The organism is Mesorhizobium sp. M7A.F.Ca.MR.148.00.0.0 (assembly GCF_003997735.1).
GTDB lineage: Bacteria > Pseudomonadota > Alphaproteobacteria > Rhizobiales > Rhizobiaceae > Mesorhizobium.
This window is the reverse complement of the sequence record NZ_RZTB01000111.1, coordinates 1-19,064: the sequence shown is the minus strand read 5'-3', so window position 1 is coordinate 19,064 and position 19,064 is coordinate 1. Positions and strand designations below refer to the sequence as shown.

Annotated in this window: 10 protein-coding genes and 1 pseudogene; 3 read left to right on the top strand and 8 right to left on the bottom strand. The window is 61.5% G+C overall.

Annotated elements, in window-relative coordinates:
- A pseudogene (locus EOB49_RS37000) lies at nt 1–201 on the top strand (aldehyde reductase); the annotation flags it as partial.
- A 187-nt stretch (nt 202–388) separates the two neighbouring features.
- On the opposite strand, the gene EOB49_RS27355 reads toward EOB49_RS37000, so the two are convergent.
- From EOB49_RS27355 to EOB49_RS27320, 7 genes are all read right to left on the bottom strand, one after another.
- Nucleotides 389–901 (bottom strand): OmpA family protein, encoded by a 513-nt coding sequence (locus tag EOB49_RS27355; RefSeq protein ID WP_127318162.1) that lies wholly within the window; start codon nt 899–901, stop codon nt 389–391.
- A gap of 10 nt (nt 902–911) precedes the next feature.
- Nucleotides 912–1,571, bottom strand: a complete 660-nt coding sequence (locus EOB49_RS27350) for a L,D-transpeptidase (RefSeq protein ID WP_127382817.1) — start codon at nt 1,569–1,571, stop codon at nt 912–914.
- 172 nt (nt 1,572–1,743) lie between these two features.
- Nucleotides 1,744–2,247, bottom strand: coding sequence for a hypothetical protein (locus EOB49_RS27345; protein ID WP_127318164.1), 504 nt, complete (start codon nt 2,245–2,247; stop codon nt 1,744–1,746).
- Between the two features lie 631 nt (nt 2,248–2,878).
- Entirely contained in the window at nt 2,879–4,840 is a 1,962-nt protein-coding gene (locus EOB49_RS27335; protein WP_164761558.1) for an adenylate/guanylate cyclase domain-containing protein, read from the bottom strand.
- 87 nt (nt 4,841–4,927) lie between these two features.
- On the bottom strand, nt 4,928–5,731 hold the full coding sequence (locus EOB49_RS27330; protein ID WP_127332126.1) for a FecR domain-containing protein: 804 nt from the start codon (nt 5,729–5,731) through the stop codon (nt 4,928–4,930).
- A gap of 11 nt (nt 5,732–5,742) precedes the next feature.
- Nucleotides 5,743–6,957, bottom strand: coding sequence for a tetratricopeptide repeat protein (locus tag EOB49_RS27325; protein WP_164781824.1), 1,215 nt, complete (start codon nt 6,955–6,957; stop codon nt 5,743–5,745).
- 529 nt (nt 6,958–7,486) lie between these two features.
- Complete coding sequence (locus tag EOB49_RS27320) at nt 7,487–8,674, bottom strand: magnesium transporter (RefSeq protein WP_127318172.1); 1,188 nt, start codon at nt 8,672–8,674, stop codon at nt 7,487–7,489.
- Nucleotides 8,675–9,471: 797 nt separating this feature from the next.
- On the opposite strand from EOB49_RS27320, the gene EOB49_RS27315 reads away from it, so the two are divergent.
- Nucleotides 9,472–10,533, top strand: coding sequence for an aromatic ring-hydroxylating dioxygenase subunit alpha (locus EOB49_RS27315; RefSeq protein WP_127382815.1), 1,062 nt, complete (start codon nt 9,472–9,474; stop codon nt 10,531–10,533).
- A gap of 452 nt (nt 10,534–10,985) precedes the next feature.
- Nucleotides 10,986–12,779, top strand: coding sequence for a PAS domain S-box protein (locus tag EOB49_RS27310; RefSeq protein WP_127382814.1), 1,794 nt, complete (start codon nt 10,986–10,988; stop codon nt 12,777–12,779).
- A 312-nt stretch (nt 12,780–13,091) separates the two neighbouring features.
- Here the strand turns inward: EOB49_RS27310 and EOB49_RS27305 are convergent, their stop codons facing one another.
- Nucleotides 13,092–18,053, bottom strand: a complete 4,962-nt coding sequence (locus EOB49_RS27305) for an autotransporter domain-containing protein (protein WP_245472855.1) — start codon at nt 18,051–18,053, stop codon at nt 13,092–13,094.
- Between the last annotated feature and the right edge of the window lie 1,011 nt (nt 18,054–19,064).

Sequence of the window (19,064 nt, the reverse complement as noted above, 5' to 3'; positions counted from 1 at the left end):
CCGGTCATGTGCCCCGACTATTCTCCGTCAATTTCACTCATCCAAGGTATGCTGGACGGAAATCTGCCGTTAGCTCCGAAGCTTTCCTACGGGATCGTGGACGTCCGCGACGTCGCCGATCTACACATTCGCGCTATGACCGATCCTGCAGCAAATGGCGAGCGGTTCGTTGCAATAGCGGGTGAAACAATGAGCATATAGGAATAGCCCGGGTGCTCAGGTCGCGGCTGGGTGCTCATGGAGCAAAAGCCCCGCGATTTGAGATGCCAAACTGGGCGATGCGACTTCTCGCTTTGGTCAGTCCTGCGGCAAGTGCTATCGCCGGCATGTCTGCTTTACGGGGACAAAGCTGCCTACGGCCTCCGATGACAAGCAAAACTGCTGCCACCTACGACTCGTCCCTCTCATCGCGCAAATTAGACACAACGCGGCGGTTCTGCGACCTGCAGGCGGCGTCGGGGCAGTCGCGGACGAGCCTGTCCTTGCCGTAGCCCTTGGCCCACATGCGGTTGCGGTCTATGCCGCCGGCGGCGAGGTAGTCCATCACCGCATCGGCGCGCTGCTGCGACAGCGCCGTTTCACTTGCGCCGGGATCGTCGGCGAAACCCTGCAGCTTGAGCAGCCAGCGCGGATGCTTTGCTAACCAGGCGATCTGGGTGTCGAGGGTGGCCTTGGCGACAGAATCGAGCGCAACCGAACCTTGCGTGAAATAGGTGCGGCGGCCGACATTGAGGATAAAATCCTCCTCGCTGCCCGGCTGCACGTTCTGGAAGCCGGCAATCTCGGCGTTGGTGACGTCTGGCGTGAAAGGGGCCAGCGTGTTGCTGGTCGAGCAGGATGCGACAAACACCAGCAGGCTGGCAGCGAGCAGCCGGCGCGTGTTTTCAATCGTGCGGTTCATCAGGCGCCAATCATTCGACAGTTGTGGAAGCGGGCGCCTGGTCGGCGATGTGCGGCAGCACCTCCACCGCGGTGCCGATCGGGCACCGCTGGTAGAGGTCGATGATGTCTTCCGGGAACATGCGGATGCAGCCGCTGGAAGCGTCGGTGCCGATGCTCCATGGCTCCAGGGTGCCATGCAGGCGGTAGCCGATGTCGGCGCCGTCGCGGTACAGATAGAGCGCGCGCGGCCCGAGCGGATTGTTGGACGCGCCGCCTGCGACCATCGGCGGTAGGTCCGGCTTGCGCTTACGCATTTCGGGGGGCGGGACCCATCGCGGCCACAGCGCGCGGCGGTCGATCGTCGCGCGGCCGTACCATTTGAAGCCGTCCTTGCCTACGCCGACGCCGTAGCGGATGGCGGTCTTGTTTTCCATGATGAGGTAGAGGAAGTGGTGGCGGGTATCGACCACGACGGTGCCGACCGGCTCGCTGCTGAAATACTTCACGATCTGGCGATGCCATCGCTTGTCGATCTTGGCGAAGTTGGTCTTGCGATAGACAAAATTGTTGTCGCTGGCGTCACCGGCGAAAAAGGATTTTGCCTTCGCGGCTAGAACAATATTGCCGGTTGCACCGACCGCGACCAGCGCCAGGCCGCCGATGACGACTCCCCTGCGTGATAAAACCATCGGCAATCCCCCATGCCTTAAGTCTGGCAGACCATAGTTGAGAATGATTTCGCCTCAAAGTGGAAAATGCTGCAGCGGGCCGGATGCGACTCGAAGCCGGACCTTCGATACGCCTCGGATTCACGGGCCGAAGCCAATCCTTGCGACTTCGAGCCTCGAACCTGCCACGCATTCAGAAGCCGTATAAAGCGATGGCGATTCCGAAGACGATGACGACCAAAATGCCGATGAAGGTCGGTGCGGTTACGATGAAAGCTGCCGGGACCAGGTATAGGTTGCGCCAAGCTAGCGTTGCCGTAACGATCGCGATGATGGGGGAGACCACGAAATAGACCGGGGTACCCCAGTCGTCACCGCCAAAATCGAGCCCTTGCTCAGCGACCGAAGGCAGCATCGAAAACCAGCCCAGCATGATGCTGCCGGCTAACGCCAGGTTAGTGCCGCGAAGATCGCCTCGAACAGCCAGCACAAAGGCCGCCATGGCCGCAATCGTCTGGAGCCCGCCTGTCATGGCCGCTGTCCATCCGGCAATCCCGGAGCCCGGGTTTGACACGCCCATGAACACATAGGCTACCAACGACAGACCCAGATACGCCTGCAGCGCCGCCGTTAGAAAGAGAAGCGGCCATACTGCCTTTTCCGCCGCTGATTTGTCTTGCTGCTCCCCGCTTGCCATATTCTGGTCTCCAAATTCTGGGGCTGCCTCGCCTATCCTGCGGCCTGGTCGGAGCCTGTCTGAAGAAGCGGCTCTCTGCGGGGAGTTGTCACCCGGAGGAGGCGTTTTGCAACCTCACTCCCACGCGAGTCTGGTTCACAGCGCCACGGCGTCTTCAGCAACTATGTCCACATATGGGATCGCAGGAGTTCGCCTCAACGACCGAAACAAAGGCGCTTAGCATACGCGGCTCCACTCGGAAATGGAGCCGCATCTGTAGGTTTCCGTAGCCTCAGCAGTTCCAGGGCATCTTCTACCGCGTCGCTCCAGCCATGCGAGAAGGCTGGAGCGTGCGTCGCTCATCAACTCGAACTGAACAGGTCGGCCGGTGTTCTGTTGGACCGCTGCGCGCCGGCAGACGGTTGATGAGCGTGGGGCCGCAACTAGAATGGCAGCTTTCAGGAATAGATGGACTACTTTCAGCTCCGGTATTTTGCGGCCGCCCAAATTGGCCTAATCCTGCAGGCGTGCGAGACGACCGCCGTCAAAAACAACGACTGCGCAGGCCGGATGCCGCCTGATGGCACCTAGGCCTCCCCAGCGGTCTTAGTTCACGATGCAGGACGGCACCACTGCGATCGGCTGAATCCGGTCAGCGTGTGCTTCGGGTTCGGGGCGCAACATCAGGCGGTGTCATTTGCACGGATGGCGGCGAACCAACCACCGCGCCAGGGGCGCCAGATTGCTGGATCTCTACTTCGCGGCTCACACCTTGGTGAGCAGCTTGCATCTCCGGAACAGTGAAAACCGGCACCTCGCCCTTGAAACCCTGGAGCTCAAAGGCGCCCGCCTGGACGACCGGCATCGATGCTCCTGCCGCAAAGCCGGGTCCGAGCACCAGGGGGATGCCCAGCTTCTTGGTCGTGGACTCGAGACGTGCCACGCGGTTCACCGGGGAGCCGATTGCGGTGTAATCGAAGCGTCGTTCGGAGCCGAAATTGCCTACCGAGCAGATGCCGGTCTCGATGGCGACGCCGATTTCGATCGAGCGATGGCCATCCGCAGTGAAGGCGGCATCTTCGCGCTTCACCCGCTCGATCAGGGCAAGACCCGCGTCGAGCGCACGCTCGCGATGATCGGGTTGATCAAGCGGCGCGTTCCAGAAGGCCAGCACCGCATCGCCCATGAACTTGTCGATGGTGCCGTCGCGCTTGAGTATCTCATCGGTCGCAATACCAAGGAAATGGTTGACTACCTTGGCGATCTCATGGGTATCGAGCTGTTCGCTCATCGTCGTGAAGCCGCGTATGTCGCTGATCAGGATTGTGATCTCGCGCTTCTCGCCAGACAGGATTGCCTCGGTGTCCGAGCTTGCGAGGCGCTGCACCACGGAGGGCGACAGATATTGGGAGAACTGTCGCGCCAAGGTGGACCGGCGCTGCTCGCTGCGCCTGTAGAGGACATAGCCTTCGAAGCCCGCAACCATGATCGTTGCAAGCGCCGGCTGCAGCGGGTCATAGAGTGCACCCTGCATGCTGTACTCGAGAGCGCCGAACACAAACGGCGTGACGACCAGCAGCGCCAGTGCGAGGGCGCCAAGCACGACACGCCCGGCGAGCACTCCGGACAGCCCGATGAAAACGACGGCACTGAGGAGAAACCAGAGCCGCTCAAGCATACGCGCGTGCGTTGGCTCGGCCAGGTAGCGCCCGGCAAGCATCTGGCCAACCGCATCGGCGTGGATGTCCGCTCCTGATCGTGCTGGACTCCTTGGCGTGGGCAGGTACTGCGTCAGTCCCACAGCCGACAGGTCGACAATGGCGATGGCGTCGCGCAGCCGCGGATCGCCATGGCCCGAGAGGATAGTGCTGGCAGACAGGCGGGGCGCATCGGTGGCGGTTTGCCAGAGGCGGATGCTCCCCTCCGGCTCGAGCGGCACAATGGCGCCGGCCATCCTGAGTGCGTCGAACCCGGCTGCATTCATCCGGGCTATGTACCCGTCCTGTCCAGCGTAAAGGCGCAGGAGCTCGAGTGCGAAGGACGGCCACAACTGCACGCCTTGAGCGGTGTTGCGAAGCCAGAGCAGCGGCACATGGCGCAGTACGCCGTCGGGATCAGGCAAGGTGCGAATCACGCCGAGGCCCGCGGCAGTGTTCGAGAATTCGGCAAGCGAGCCGGTCAAGCCGGTGAAGCCGGGAAGTGTATCGGGTACTTGCCCGACGATCGACCAGCCGGCTTTGGGTTCTGCTTCGGAAACTGTCGCCTCATTGCCTAGGCTGACGGCAAGAGCCGTTCGATTTTTGGCCAGCGCCGCTGCTAAGTGCTTGTCTCCGGCGATGCCCTCAGGCGAGTTGTCGGCCTCGGGGAGTACCAGCGCAAGCCCGACCACCGCCGCGCCGGATTCGGTGATGCCATCGACCAGATCGGCCAAGAGGCCACGATTCCAGGGCCATCGCCCATGTGCCTTGAGGCTGGCGTCATCTATCGAGACGATCACGACAGGATTGCTCGTCGTCTGGCGTGGGGCGAGAAACTGGTAGAAGTCGTACGTCCGCTCACGCAGACGCGACAACGGTGCGTCAAAAGCCAAATGGCAAGCGAGCAGCAGGAGCACGACCACAAGGCCGGATATTTTGCGCCTGCCAGCTTGCCGCCAATCAGCCCAGGGACTACCGACCAAGCGGCTCATCGTGGGGCCAGTCTAATCGCAGTAGTAACAGCAACGCTCACCCTCACACTCGCCCCTCCGCCCCCCGCTGCCCGCAGGTGGCATTGGGCTGTCAGGGAATTCCAAGACCACTCCTGGCAATGCGCCGTCCGTGGACCCGCAGACTTCGAGCGAGCCGCCGAGTGCCGATGCACAAATTGCGCTTACGTCCAACCCAGGACCCGGTGCCCCTGGCAGGCCGGTGCCCGCTATCCGGTCAATACTGTCCAATATCGGGAAGGTGTCGATGCCACCGTAGCCGGTCAGCAGCTTGCCATCTGCCGACGTGCAGGCGTAGCCCGGATTTGTGATGACCAGCCGTTTGCCATTGATCGTGCAGGTCATGCGGCCGGCGCGCAATATGCCGACAGTCTGGCCGGCTGCCACCAGCACTTCGATGATGCCGCCTCTCGCCCCGAGCACCATGTGCGGCGTCGCAACCTGCATGACGCCCCCTTTAGAAACTTGGCCGCCATAAAAACGTGCCAGGCCGCTGTTCATCCCGATATCGATCTTTCCGGAACCGGAGCCCGGATTGTAGACGAATTCATCGATTGTCAGGCTGGTGTTCGGACCAATCTTGGCGCTCGATTCATCCCGGAACACCAGCATTCCAAGACCGGTGGGGTCACTGCGCAACTGGTCGCCGAGTTCGACGCCAGCACCAACGTTCATTGTCCCACCGTTGTTGCGGACGATGTTGGTCTGATAGGCTGTCATCGACCCGACTGTCTCAGCGGCGGATGGTACCGTGAAAGCAAGGCAGGCGATAAAAAGAGCGATCTGACGGTACCTCATCGAGGCCTCTTTCAATTGAGCGTCAACGTATAGCTCATGAGCATTTCGAACGATTTTCGGTCGCGGTTGGCGATGGCGAAAGTGGTTTCTCGATAGGCGAGATCAACGCTGATCTTCTGGGCTTCAGTCAGCTGAAAATCGCTTTCCGAGGCAATGCGCCAGAAGTCGCTCTTAATATTTGTGCCGATGCCGACCGAGAGATCGGGAATGTCGCTGTGGCCGGCCGAGAAGGCGATCTGGTGTGACCATGCGAAAAGATCCGGTACGTTCATCAACAGGCCGCCATAGCGGACCTCGCCTGAGTAGCTGCGGCCGATTTCTCCAGATCCGGAAGCGAAGTCGTTCGAGCCGACAAAGCGCAGTCCGAGCGCCTGGCCATTGCGGAAGCGGTAGCTGCCGCCTGCCTCATAGAAGACCCTGCTGTCGGCGAAAATGCCTTGCGAGGCGCTTAGATCGATGTAGCCGCCACCGGCGAAGAGCGTCGTTTCGACCGTCGGTCGAACGAGGAAACGTCCACCAAGGCCAATGCCGGTTTCCTGAATATCGCTGTCGAAACGGTCTGTAACGGTAAACGCGGAGAGCAGCAGGCGAAGCGAATCGATCCCACTATTGGGCAGCCCCTTGTCCCAGGTAATCGCTGCGTTGCCGTGGACAAAAGTCTTATCGCTACCCGGAACCGACAGGTCTTCCGTGAAAAAACGCTCTGTCGCCGTCAACGACCCTGAAAGCACCAGCGCGTCGGCACTTGGCGTGCCGAGGTCCCACCGGACAAAGCCTTCCGCCCGCCCGTAGGGCGAGACGAAGCTTTCCTCGTCCTGCGCCCCGCCCGGCGCAAAATTGGTGAATGCGCTGAATACGCCGCCGGTCAGGGCGAGTTCCCAGGTGACGCCACGCAACGCACGATCGATCCGGCCGAGGAGGCGAACAGCTTCCTGCTGCTCACCCGCGGTCAGACCGCCGACTTCGATGCCGTACTGCACCTGCCGCCGGGCCAATTCATAGGAGCCGACATGATAGTACAACCGGCTGGCGGCAAGCCGGGCGCGCGCATCGCGGGGGTATTGGATCAGATACTGCTCGATTGAGGAGATCGCCTGATCGTATTGGCCCGCGTTGACCGCAACCGTGACGAATTGGGCGAGCGTTCCATTGTCGGCCGGACTGGCGATGCGGGCCGAAAACGCATCGTCATAGGCCGTAAAAAGACCTTGTGCGCCGGCCGGCAATACCCCGCTAAAAAGCAGCGCTGCGGCGAAGCCGAAAATCGTGCGAGACGAAGATTGCATGCCGAGAACCCACCCCGGCCGGACTAGTGCGAAGGAATCGCATGACTACAAGAAAAAAGGCGACTGAACTGCCACCAGATCATGCGAGCCTCAGCAGCTGTTGCAGCTGCGCAACAAGCTAACAGGCTTATTCCTATTTTTGGCTGCGCTGGTCGCAAAAACGTCTGCTTGGAGTTGCTGGACGTAATTGAAGGATTCGGCACCAGTAGCAAACAACCAGATCCTGAGTGGCGGATCGCAAACCGACGAGGTTAATATTGCTTGCGCGATTCTGCGCGTGTTCTGGTCACTGAATAGGCTTCAAGGTCATCCACGGCCTATCCAAAGGTCTTCCGGCGCGTTGCGCAAGGGGTCAGAGAGCTGCCGGAGGGTGCTTCTCACGATGCGTGCGCGATGCGGCCTGGCTCTCGCAATTCGCTGAACGCGACGAGATCAGCTTGTTGCCCCAATTTCCCAGGAACGTACCTCGCTACAGCACGAGTATGGTGGCCAGCCCCAGCATCAGGCCCATGCCTACAATATCGGTCAAGGTGGTGAGGAAGATCGCCGAAGCGACCGCCGGGTCGGCGCCGACCCGGCGCAGGCCCAACGGGATCAGCACGCCGGAGATTCCAGACATGAGGCACGATCCGGACATAGCAAGCAGGATCACAAGTGCTAACATGGGCGCTTGGGCGGCCGACTCCGGTTGCCTCGAGGCGTAGAACCACATCGCCGCAGCCGCAAGAAGGCCGACAAGCAAGCCGTTGGCGATCCCGAGCGCGCCCTCTCTCACCACCAAGTGCAGCTTCGGTCGTTTGTCCACATCCCCCAGCGCAAGGCCACGCAGCGTCATAGCCAGTGCTTGGCAGCCCGTGTTTCCGCTCTGCCCGGCCAAGACCGGGAGGAATGCCGCCAGGGTGACGATCTTCTCGATGGTTCCTGTGAACGAACTGACCACGAATGCGGCCATGAAGGCCGTCAGGAGGTTCAACTGCAGCCACGGATGACGCTTCAAGAAGGCTGAAAACAGCGGCGTGAAAGAGCGCTCCTCCTTCTGGACACCTACCATCTGGCCAGACTGAGCGGAAATCTCAATGACTTGCTGCTCGAACAAGCGCCAGCCGCGAACCTGCCCGAGCAGCCGGTTCTCCGCGTCCACCACCGGATAGACAGGGTAGTGACGCCGTACCGCTGCCTTGCAGGCGTTGCTCAAAGAGAGACCGACATGAAGAGCGAACGGCTTGGGCAGCATGATCTGGTCGACAATGGCGTCCGGTTCGCTCAGCATCAGATCGCGCAGGACCACCAGGCCAACCAGTTTACTGCCCTCGTCCGTGACGTAGAGATAAGTGAGTTCGGTCGGCACCTGGGCGCGTCTGACAGCTTCCACCGAGGCAGCAACCGTCGTCCCGACAGGAACGCTGGCGGAAATCGGGTCCATTACCTCGACAAGCGACTCGGGGATCGCGAAATCCTCGCCATCGTCAGGGGGCCTGATGGGCCGCATATGCGATGGCAAATGCTCGGCCACCTTGCGGGCGTGCCCCTCTGGCAACAGCTCTAGTGTGTCGCGGATGAACTCGGGAGACTCTCTGGCCAGCAATTCAGCTGCGTCGTCGGGTGCTCGGGCACGCAGTGTGCGCACCAACTTCTGAACGCCGGTCTCATCTTTCATTCGCTATAACCCCCAGTTGAAGGTCACATAATATGTTAAGTACCGGATCGCACCAGTGTGGAAATACCCAGCTTCTTCCTGCCCCAGCAGTCCGCCTTGGCTCTCCAAGTTACTGCGGCCTAAAACGAGTTGACATACGCCGCCTGACGCAAGCGTCGACCCGGCAGACGCCATCTCACCTGGGTGATCCGGACCGGTCCGGAATTCCTGCCTGAGCGATCAATGGCCGTCCTGGGAAATGCATGTGGGCAATGGCGGGTTGGAGAGTCTGATATCGTTGCGCATCGAGAGCTATGGCGCGGTCACTGTGATGTCTGCTTCTTGGAAGCGGCTGCTAATATCTCATGACCGAGACGAAGCGCAAAGACGCCATTCGCAAAAGTCTGGTCAGACTGAATGTCTGAGATACGCTTAAGCCAACATCAGGATTCGGCGTGCCGAACGCTCCGCGGTAAGCTGCCGTTCTAGCTTGGCGTCCTCGGGCAAAGTTTCTCTCGTCAGCTCACGACTCCATCCCCCGTCGTTCGCGAGCGAACGGCACTATTCTGATACCCGCCGTCCACCAGGCGGGACGACGAACTGGGCTCGAAGTCGACCTGGGACCTGTGCTGCGGTTAAGCATCCCACGTGATGATCGCGGTCGACAACTAGGTCGGCGAATTGGAAACGACCGCCACTCCAGCAAATCTGCTTTAGAGCAAAATTGCACGCCGGCTTACAGGCTGTGCGCAGCAGAGCCAATTCTCTTGCGATGCCGCCCCGCTTACGACAGGATTGCCGCAACTGGAGGTTAGCCTATGACGCCAGACCCCTTGCGGCCCGACCAGCTGCCACTCGACACTCCGCCTGTGCAATACCTGAACCTGGACCCGTCGCTTTATGTACGCGATGATATCTGGCAGCAGGAACGGTGCAGCATCTTCGCGCACACCTGGCAGTTCATGGGGCCTGTCGCCTCGGTCGCGACGTCCGGTCAATACCTTGCCATCGACATCGCCGGCACGCCGATCTTCGCCATCCGGGGCCGGGACGGGACCTTGCGCGGATTTAAGAACGTCTGCCGCCACCGGGGGGCGAAACTTCTGGCCGATGGCGCGGGCAAATGTGGGCTGATCGTTTGCCCCTATCACAAATGGTCCTTTGCCGACACCGGACGGCTGGTGCAGGCCCCATGGTATGGCAAGGATCCCGCGATCATCGCCGAAGACTGGCCGCTGGAGACGGTGCACTTGTCGGAATGGCGCGGGCTGCTCTTCGCGGCACTCGACCCGAAGGAAAGTCTTCTGGATCAACTTGGCTCTCTGCCCGACGAACTGGGGGACGAGCCGTTGGAGACCTATGCCGCCACGGATCAGGCCACCGTCAGCTTTACGGCGAACTGGAAGATCTACACCGACAATTTCGTCGAAGGCTACCACATCCCTGGCACACATCCCTCGTTCTACGCTGCCATCGACTTCGAAGCCTTCCAGACCACCGCCCATCCCGGTTATGTCCGGATGACCGCACCGCCGAAAGACGGTCTGTTCTATCGCGGCAAATGGCTTTGGATGTGGCCGAACTGGACGCTGTCGCTTTTCGATGGCGGCATGAACGTTAGCCGGATCAATCCGACCTCACCGCATCACACAGACCAGCATTACCATTTCTTCTTTGCCGATATCGCTGCAGAAACATCCGAGAGCAGGGCGAAATCTGTGCAAGGCACTCTGGCCGTGGTACGCGAGGACTACGCCATCTGCGCCGATACGCATCGCAACTATGCCGCAGGGGCCTATACCTCCGGCCCGCTCTCGGGGCGGCATGAGCGGGGAGTGCAGTATTTCCAGGAACGTGTCGCTGCGGCACTGGGGCTGTGAGCGCCCCTGGCGTCCTTGTCCGCCGGATAGCTCGGCGCCGGCACGAGAGCCCTCCGGCCAGTCGAATAGGGCGGGCACGGTAAGACGAGTTACGAGCGTCGTGGCAATCGGAGCTCGCTCAATGCGGAGAGCAGATCGGCGCACGCGGCTTTGACGACCAAGTTTAGCGGGCTGGAGCTGATTTGCCCGATCGGCACCGATTCCGTGAGGCGCGGCTGCTGCTGCAACGCCTGCGTTAAACCAGTCGCACGGCCGGCCGAGCACAGCTATCCGGTCATCTTCTGGCCCGGGCGATCAAGGTTTCGTGGTAAGCGACCAAGGACTTGGCATGAAGTCGCGTGCGGTAAGAATGGTAAGCCGGCCCGCCGTGCAACACCCGAAAACGGCGACTTTGGAACGATACCGGCACAAGCAACGTTACAGCTGGTTGAATTGATATCGGGGCCAGAAATATGAATGAACTACCGCAGGCGAACGTTGTCGCCTTCAAAGACCCGGAAATGTCCGGCACTGACAGTCCGAATTTTGATTATCAGGATTTTTTCGAGAACGGCGCGGTTGCTCTCCATCTGGTGAGCGAGGATGGCATCATTCTGCACGCCAACACAGCTGAGCTCGACCTCCTCGGTTATCCCGCAGAAGACTATGTCGGCCGGCACATCGCCGACTTCTACCCCGACCGGCCGGTCATCGAGGACATTCTGGAACGCCTCACCAGGGGCGAAAAGATCGCGAGGTATCCGGCGCGTCTGAGAGCCCGCGACGGAGCCATCAAGCATGTCGAAATCACCTCGAGCGGCCATTTTCGTGACGGCAAGCTAATCAACACCAGATGCTTCACAGTCGATGTGACCGACTTGGAGCGAGCCCGCACCGAACTGAGGCAACAGGACAATACTTATCACCAGATCCTCGACGCCCTTCCGGTCGCCATCTACACAACTGATCAAGACGGTACGATAACTTACTATAATCGCGCTGCTGCCGAGCTGGCAGGACGGGAGCCTAACGTCGGCAAGGACAAATGGTGCGTGACGTTCAAGCTGTTCACTGCCGACGGCAAGGAACTGCCCCACGACGAGTGCCCAATGGCGATCGCTCTCAACGAAAACCGGCCGGTCCGCAACCAGGAGGCCGTGGCGCAGCGACCGGACGGATCTTTTTTCCCGTTCCTGCCCTATCCCACGCCGCTGCGGGATGAGCACGGCACCCTGATAGGTGCCGTGAACATGCTATTGGACCTGACGGACCGCCAACGTGCCGAAGAGGCCAAGCAGCATCTGTCAGCGATTGTGGAATCCTCGTTCGACGCTATTGTCAGCAAGGATCTCAACACCATCATCAAGAGCTGGAACCAGGGCGCCGAACGGCTGTTCGGCTATACCGCTGACGAAGCGATCGGTCAGTCGGTGACGATGCTGATTCCGGATAACCACCAGGACGAGGAACCTCGTATCCTCGAACGCATTCGGCGTGGCGAACGCGTCGAACCGTTCGAAACCACACGGCAGCGCAGGGATGGCAGCCTGGGTCCGGTTTCGCTGGCGATATCGCCCGTGCGTAACGCAGCCGGGCAAATCGTCGGCGCGTCGAAGATTGCCCGGGACATCACGTTGGCGAGGGAAAGCGAGCAACGCATCCACATGCTGATGCGCGAGGTCAATCACCGGGTGAAAAACCAGTATTCAGTCATCCTGTCGATGATCCGTGAGACCAACAAGCGATCGGAAACGCCAAAGCAATTTGAATACCAGGTGCGCGAGCGCATCATGGCGCTGTCGCGCTCCCACGACCTGCTGGTTGCGGCGGACTGGAAGGGCGCCACGATCAGTGACCTTTTGGCGGCGCAAGCCCAGCCATTCCCACGGGGAGACGTTATCGCCATGTCGGGCCCATTGTTGGTCCTCAATGCCAATGCGGTGCAGTATCTCGGGATCGCTTTCCATGAACTGGCTACCAACTCGGCCAAATATGGCGTCCTCTCAGCGGATAAGGGCCAGATCTCAGTCATATGGACCATTACCGGGTCCGGTGCTTCGAGGCTCCTCCATCTCACCTGGGCTGAAACCGATGGGCCGGAAGTTCAGAGCATCGGACAGGGCGGCTTTGGAACCGTGGTATTGAAGCGGGTGGCACCTGCGGCAGTGGGGGGACAGGGAAAGCTTGAGCACGGCCCGCATGGGGTCACCTGGAGCTTGGAAGCCCCGTTGACCGCCGTGGAGCCGGCCGTTGCAAACAGGGGCTAGCCGTCAACGTTTCGACCTCGGCCGCCTTTGCCTTCATCTGTGGCGCCCTGGTCGGGCGGTCACCAGTAGATTCGCTTGCTGCGACCTTTATCGAGGCGGGAAACCCCAGTGTTGCCGCCCTGACCTTCAAATCGGTCATGTCGTCCCATGCCTGAGGCGACTTGTCACAAAAAGCCGGCGTCACTTCCGATGTTAGATCAGTCACCTGAGCTCGTTGTCATGGGCCGCGGGCTGACGGTCAGCTTCTTGCTTACTAGAAAGTGACCTGTTACCGCAGGCAGGCGAATGGATCTCTGCCTCGCCTTAGGTCCCTCAAAACTTGACCATCAGATTTGCATCGAAGCCGTTTTGCTTCATGGCCGATGCGAACTGGCCCTGATAGGCGAAGCCAAGCTTCGCATAGGGGCTGAGTGCGACGTCGATGCCGGCCTCGATCAACGCTGCATTCCTTGCGATCGGGGCGCCGGCGATGGCAAACGTGTCGGAGCCAGCGAAGGCGAAGGTGGAGATCGGTGTAACGTCGCCAAATGCATGGCGCCAGGCAAGTGTACCGCGCGCCGTGACAGTGGTGCCGCCGAGATCGAAGTTGCTGGATGCCCTAAGGCCGAGGGTGGTGAACGTCACATCGGTGTTGGTGCTGGACGCCGTCAGGGCCGCGGCACCGCCTGTCTCGCTGAAGCCATCGGTGTGGAGTGTCACGTAAGAAAGTCCGGCGAATGGTTCGAAACCGAACTGCCCGGCCTTCAGGTCATAGGCGATCTCACCAAAGGCCTGTGCGGTGGCGGCATCATAATCGGCGCTCAGACTGTTATCCAAGCCGGCGAAGGCGACGTGGCGGCCCATTGAGATGTCGTGCCAGGTGTAGGCCGCGCCGGCGCGAAGGCCAAAAGCGCCCCATTGGCCACCGCCATAGAGGCCGAGATGCCAGTTCTGGCTGTCGCCCGAGGACGCGCGATCATCGACATTGAAGCTCGAATGGCTGAAGCCGGCGATGACGCCTGCCCGCCACTTATCGCCGAAGGCGCTGTCGATGCCGGTGAGGAAACCGCCGGTGGAAGACGAGATCGGCGCAGCATTGCCATCGCCGTCATTGTCGCGCCATGAGCCGAAGGCGGTTGCCCAGGCGGCGGCGCGATCCGTGGTGGCCGGCAACAGCATGCCATGGATGGCTTCATTGGATTTGCTGCCTCCCTGCGCCACCTCGCCATAGGCGATGACAGGCGCATCGCTGGCCGCGACCGTGCCGAAGGCCGAACGGATGCGCGCATTGACGGCCTCGGCAACGTGCTGGCTATCCTCCACCAGGACGCCATTGGCACTGGGATATCCATCGCCCGACAACTGGTCGAAGATCTGGCGTACCGTTTCGTCGTCATTGGCTAGAACAACGACGGCCTGGTAGAGCGCGCTCAGCGATCCGAGCGTCTCGAGCACGCCGGCCGTGCTCTTCTGGTTGAATGTCTGGGCAAAGTCGGTGAAGGCAACGTTGTTGCGATTTAGGGTCAGATTCACGTCGTCGCCATCATAGGCCAGGAACGGATCAAGGAAGGCAAAGTCCGAAGTCACGCTGTCGAACTGACCCGAAACGCCACCGTCGGCCGTGAGGATCGTATAGGTCGAAGACGGCTTGTAGCCGCCGTCGGCACCAATATGGGCGACAGAGCCGCCGCCGATGGTCGCCGCGCCGGTTACGTGAACCAGATCGCTGGAACTGCTGGCCGGGTCGACCTCGACCTGCAAGCTGGCGCCAGCGTTGAAGACGAGATCCCCGTCAAGCGTTAGTGTGCCGATAGAGGCGCCTGGCGCCAGTGTGCCGCCACTTTGAACAGTCACCACGCTGCCAGCCCCGGAGCCGACCGTCCCGTGGCCGCCAAGCACGGCACCATTCGTCACATCAAGGTTGCCGCCGAGCCTTGCCCCGGAATGTACGTCGTCCGATCCGATGAGGAGGGTGCCGCCGGCCACGGAAGTGGTGCCGGTGAAGCCGGAACCGTCGCCATCATAGGAAAATGTCGCACCCGTCTTGATGAACGTGCCGGTGCCCGAAAGGATGCCGCCATAGCTGCCATCCTGGTCCTGGACAATCGTCAAGGCCTTGGTGCCCAGTTGGACAGTGCCGCCGGAGCCGCTAAGATTGTGGATCGTCATGTCGAGAGCGCCAATACCACTGATGTCGAATACGCCGGCATCGATCTGCAGCGAACCCGGTCCGATCGAGCCCGCTCCCGAGAGCGCAAGCGTGCCGGCCTCGATGGTAGTGCCGCCCGAATAGATGTTGGTTCCGGAAAGCACCAGCGTGCCCGCGCCGGTCTTGCGCAATCCATCGGTGCCCGCGATCACATTGGAGATGGTCGACACATAACCGTTGCTTGCGGCGCTGCCATCGCCGACGCGCACTTCGACCGGCGCCGGATGATCGGCGTCGGCCACCAGCGTCAGCGTGTCGCCGGTGAGCACGTAGCCGCCCGACGCGAACTGCATGCCGGTCGTCTGGACTGCGCCGGCGCTGCCGTCCACCGTTACGGTGCCTGCCTCGCCGCCGAAGACGGCGAAACCGGGCTGCGGCTGCATGGCCGCCGTGAGCGCACCCGTCGCATCGGTCCAATTCGGCGCCATGTTCGACCAACTGCCAGCGCCGCCGCCCATGTGGGTGGCGCTGGCCTGGCCGTTGGCGTTCCAAAGGTTCAGCGTCAGGCCGGTGGTGTTGATGAGATTGATCTGCTTGTCGGCCGTCAGCATTTGGATCGACAGCGTCGATGCGGGCGGAACGGCGCCCAGAGTGAGTCCGCCGTTGCTCTCGGTGAGTGTGCCCGTGTAGTCGACGATACGGTAAAGACCGGGGCCGAAGCCGCCAGCATTGGCGACATCGAGCACGGCTCCATTGAGCGTCACGTTTCCGTTGACCATGACGCTATCCGCCTGACCGGTCGTAAAATCCGCGCCCGGTGCTGCCGCCTCGTAGGCCAGACGACTGCCCTGCTGCAGGGTCATGTTGCCGTTCACCGTCATCGTCCCGATCGAGGTGCCCGGTGCGATCGTGCCACCCGAAGCGACTGTCGTCGTGCCCACCGTGCCCGAGCCGCCGAGCGTGCCGCCCGTCAGGACGTCGATCGAGGAACTCGAATCGCCAAGCGTTCCGTTTACCAGCAGCACGCCGCCCGAAATCGTCGTCGTCCCGGTGAAGCCGGAACTGTTTCCGGTCAGGATCGTCGTGCCGGCGACCTGTCCGATGGCCCCCGCACCGGTGATCGCCGGAGAGAACGTGTAGCCCGTCCCGGTATGGTTGAAGGTGAGAGTTCCCGCTCCCGCGCCGAAGCGAATCTCCGCAGCCTGCAGCGTGCCTGGCGCAACGGCCGGCTGCCCAGCGGCCGCGCCGATGTTGAGCGTACCAGTCGAGCTACTCTGAACGGCGATATGGACAATGCCTGCCCCATTGCCGGTGCTCACTGCGCCACCATCCGCGACGGTCAGCGTGCCAGTGCCCCCATAACCGACATAGAACGTGCCGCTGTTCTTCCAGGTGGAGCCGGCGCCCGTTACAATGGCCGTGCCGCTCGAGGTCACTCCGATAGCCCCTGTAGCATCGCTGACCAGACCACCGTTCGCGACGGTCAGCGTGCCGGTGGCGAAATCGCCGACATAAAGGTCGCCGCTGTTGGTCCAGGTGGAGTTCGCGCCCGTTACCGTGGCCGTGCCCGTGGAACCCGGCTGAAATCCGAGGCGGCCGACCGTGTTGGTGACGGCGCCGCCATCCTCGACGTTGAGCGTCCCGTTGCCGGAACGACCGATAAGAAGCTCGCTGCTGTTCGCCCAGGTGGAGCCAGCGCCCGTCACAGTCACCGTGCCGGTGGAGCCAGCGAGGTATCCGATGTAGCCGACCGTGTTGGTCACGGCGCCGCCGTGCTCGACGTTGAGCGTACCATCACCGCTACTGCCTATGTAGAGTACGCCGCTATTCGACCATGTGGAGCCGGTACCCGTCACAGTCGCCGTGCCGGTGGAACCTGCGTTAAATCCGATGTAGGCAACCGTGTTGGTGACGGCGCCGCCATCCTCGACGTTGAGCGTGCCGGTGCCGGAACGGCCGACATAAAGTTCGCTGCTGTTCGTCCAGGCGGAGTCCGCGCCGGTCACCGTCGCCGTGCCGGTGGAGCCAGCGTCGTATCCGATGTAGCCGACCGCGTTGGTGACGGCGCCGCCCTCCTCGACGTCGAGCGTGCCGGTGCCGGAACGGCCGACATAAAGGTCGCCGCTGTTCGTCCAGCTGGAGTCCGCGCCCGTCACCGTCGCCGTCGCCGTGCCGGTAGAGCTTGCGAAAACCCCGATGTAGCCGTCCGTGTTGCTGACAGCGCCGCCGTCCTCGACGTTCAGCGTCGCGGTGCCGGAACTGCCGACATAAAGTGCACCGCTGTTCGTCCAGGTGGAGTCCGCGCCCGTCACCGTCGCCGTCGCCGTGCCGGTGAAGCTTGCGAAAGTACCGATATAGCCATTCGTGTTGCTGACAGCGCCGCCGTCCTCGACGCTCAGCGTCGCGCCGCCGTTAAAGCCGACATAAAGTTCGCCGCTGTTCGTCCAGGTGGAGCCGGTGCCCGTCACCGTCGCCGTGCCGGAGAAGTCCGAGCCATTGCCGATAAAGCCCTGCTTGTTGGTTACGGCACCACCGGCCGCGACGTTCAGCGTGCCGTTGACAGTAAGATCGAGGCTGCTCGTCCAGGTGGAGCCGGCGCCCGTCACCGTCGCCGTGCCGGAGTCGATGGAGCCCGCCGTGTTGGTGACCACGCCGCCGGCCGCGATGGTCAGTGTGCCGGCGCCACCGGCATAGCCGATAAAGAGCCAGCCGCTGTTCGTCCAGGTGGAGCCCGCGCCGGTTACCGTCACCGTGCCGGTAGAACCCGAGTGATATCCGATGTAGCCGTTAAAGTCGGTGACCTTGCCTCCGTCCTCGACGTTCAGCGTGCCGTTGCCGAAAAGGCCGACAGTGAGCTCGCCGCTGTTTGTCCAGGTGGAGCCGGTGCCCGTCACAGTCGCCGTGCCGATGGAGCCAGGGTCACGACCGACAAAGCCGAATGTGCTGGCGACCGTGCCGCCGGCTTCGATGTCCAGCGTGCCGGTGCCGGATTTGCCGACAAACAGCTGGCCCCCTACGTTCCAATTGGGCGATGCGGCGGGGGTCGGATCCACGTCGCCGGAGATCGACACGGATTGGGCCGAAGCGGGAATGCCTGTCGCCAGCGTTGCGAGACTGGTCGCGACCGCCGTGGAAGCCAGAAGCATCCGGATCCGCCTGGTCGATGCCAGGCCGCCCAACAGGGTGACCTTCCTGGAACCGTATTCCATTTCACCCCACCCCTAAATTAGCTACAACTTACACGTTCGCATGGCCAACACAACCCAGGCCACAGGGCACAACATGGCTCAATTTAGCGGCGGGGAGGTGTCGCGATCCAGCTTCCCAAGCACCTCGGCGCAACCGTTGCGACTACGGCGAGCGCCGATTTGGTCAAAGGTCCGCGCGAGGCCGACATCGGACCCGAATTTGCCAACGGACCGATCCGTTGCCTAAGCTGATTCTGCTCTGCCGAAGGCTTGCAATGCTGTCTCTTGAGGCTGAAAGGCAGCGACAAGGTCTCTTTCTAAGGCCAAAGGCGCATGAGTGCGCTCACCGCATCAGGTATCGAGAAAGCCTATGGCACGGTCCGAGTTATTAATGGCGTGTCAGTCGACATTAGGTCAGGTGAATTCGTCATCCTGGTCGGCCCGTCGACGTTGCGCCGAAGTCGCGCGTCCTCGCCATGGTGTTCCCGAACCATGCGCTCTACCCGCACATGCCAGCGCGCGAGACCGTGGTCTTCGCGCTGACGTTGAAGAAGACCGACAAAAGCGAGATCGGCGAAGTGGTGCTTGGCCACATTCGAGTGGCTTTAACACGATGCTAATCTAGGTGGCGGCGCTCGACGCCGAATCCTGCCGGACCGCTCGATGTTTTGGGCCACTATTTTTTCCGAGCGCTCAATCGCGAGCTCGGCCCGTTCGAGGCGCTGCGTGGCACTGGCGACTTCGGCCGCCATCGCGATTCCCCGGCCTTTCGTGATGTTTGTCATGAGATTGAAACACCGGGAGGGCGGAATCGTTCCTTGACGCCGGCCAGGTGGCGCTCCAGCGACTGCAGCCGCTGGATCAAGATCACGCTCCTCAAGGTGCTCCGGAGCTGCCCAAGCGTCTGGTGCGTTCCTTTGCAACCATTTTAGCTTAATCTAATTTAAACTCGGTCAGTCCGAGTTTGCG

Excerpts from the sequence above, each read along its gene's own strand:
- EOB49_RS27355 (WP_127318162.1), bottom strand. The coding sequence starts at position 901 with ATGAACCGCACGATTGAAAACACGCGCCGGCTGCTCGCTGCCAGCCTG.
- EOB49_RS27350 (WP_127382817.1), bottom strand. The coding sequence starts at position 1,571 with ATGGTTTTATCACGCAGGGGAGTCGTCATCGGCGGCCTGGCGCTGGTC.
- EOB49_RS27345 (WP_127318164.1), bottom strand. The coding sequence starts at position 2,247 with ATGGCAAGCGGGGAGCAGCAAGACAAATCAGCGGCGGAAAAGGCAGTA.
- EOB49_RS27330 (WP_127332126.1), bottom strand. The coding sequence starts at position 5,731 with ATGAGGTACCGTCAGATCGCTCTTTTTATCGCCTGCCTTGCTTTCACG.
- EOB49_RS27320 (WP_127318172.1), bottom strand. The coding sequence starts at position 8,674 with ATGAAAGATGAGACCGGCGTTCAGAAGTTGGTGCGCACACTGCGTGCC.
- EOB49_RS27315 (WP_127382815.1), top strand. The coding sequence starts at position 9,472 with ATGACGCCAGACCCCTTGCGGCCCGACCAGCTGCCACTCGACACTCCG.
- EOB49_RS27310 (WP_127382814.1), top strand. The coding sequence starts at position 10,986 with ATGAATGAACTACCGCAGGCGAACGTTGTCGCCTTCAAAGACCCGGAA.
- EOB49_RS27305 (WP_245472855.1), bottom strand. The coding sequence starts at position 18,053 with ATGCTTCTGGCTTCCACGGCGGTCGCGACCAGTCTCGCAACGCTGGCG.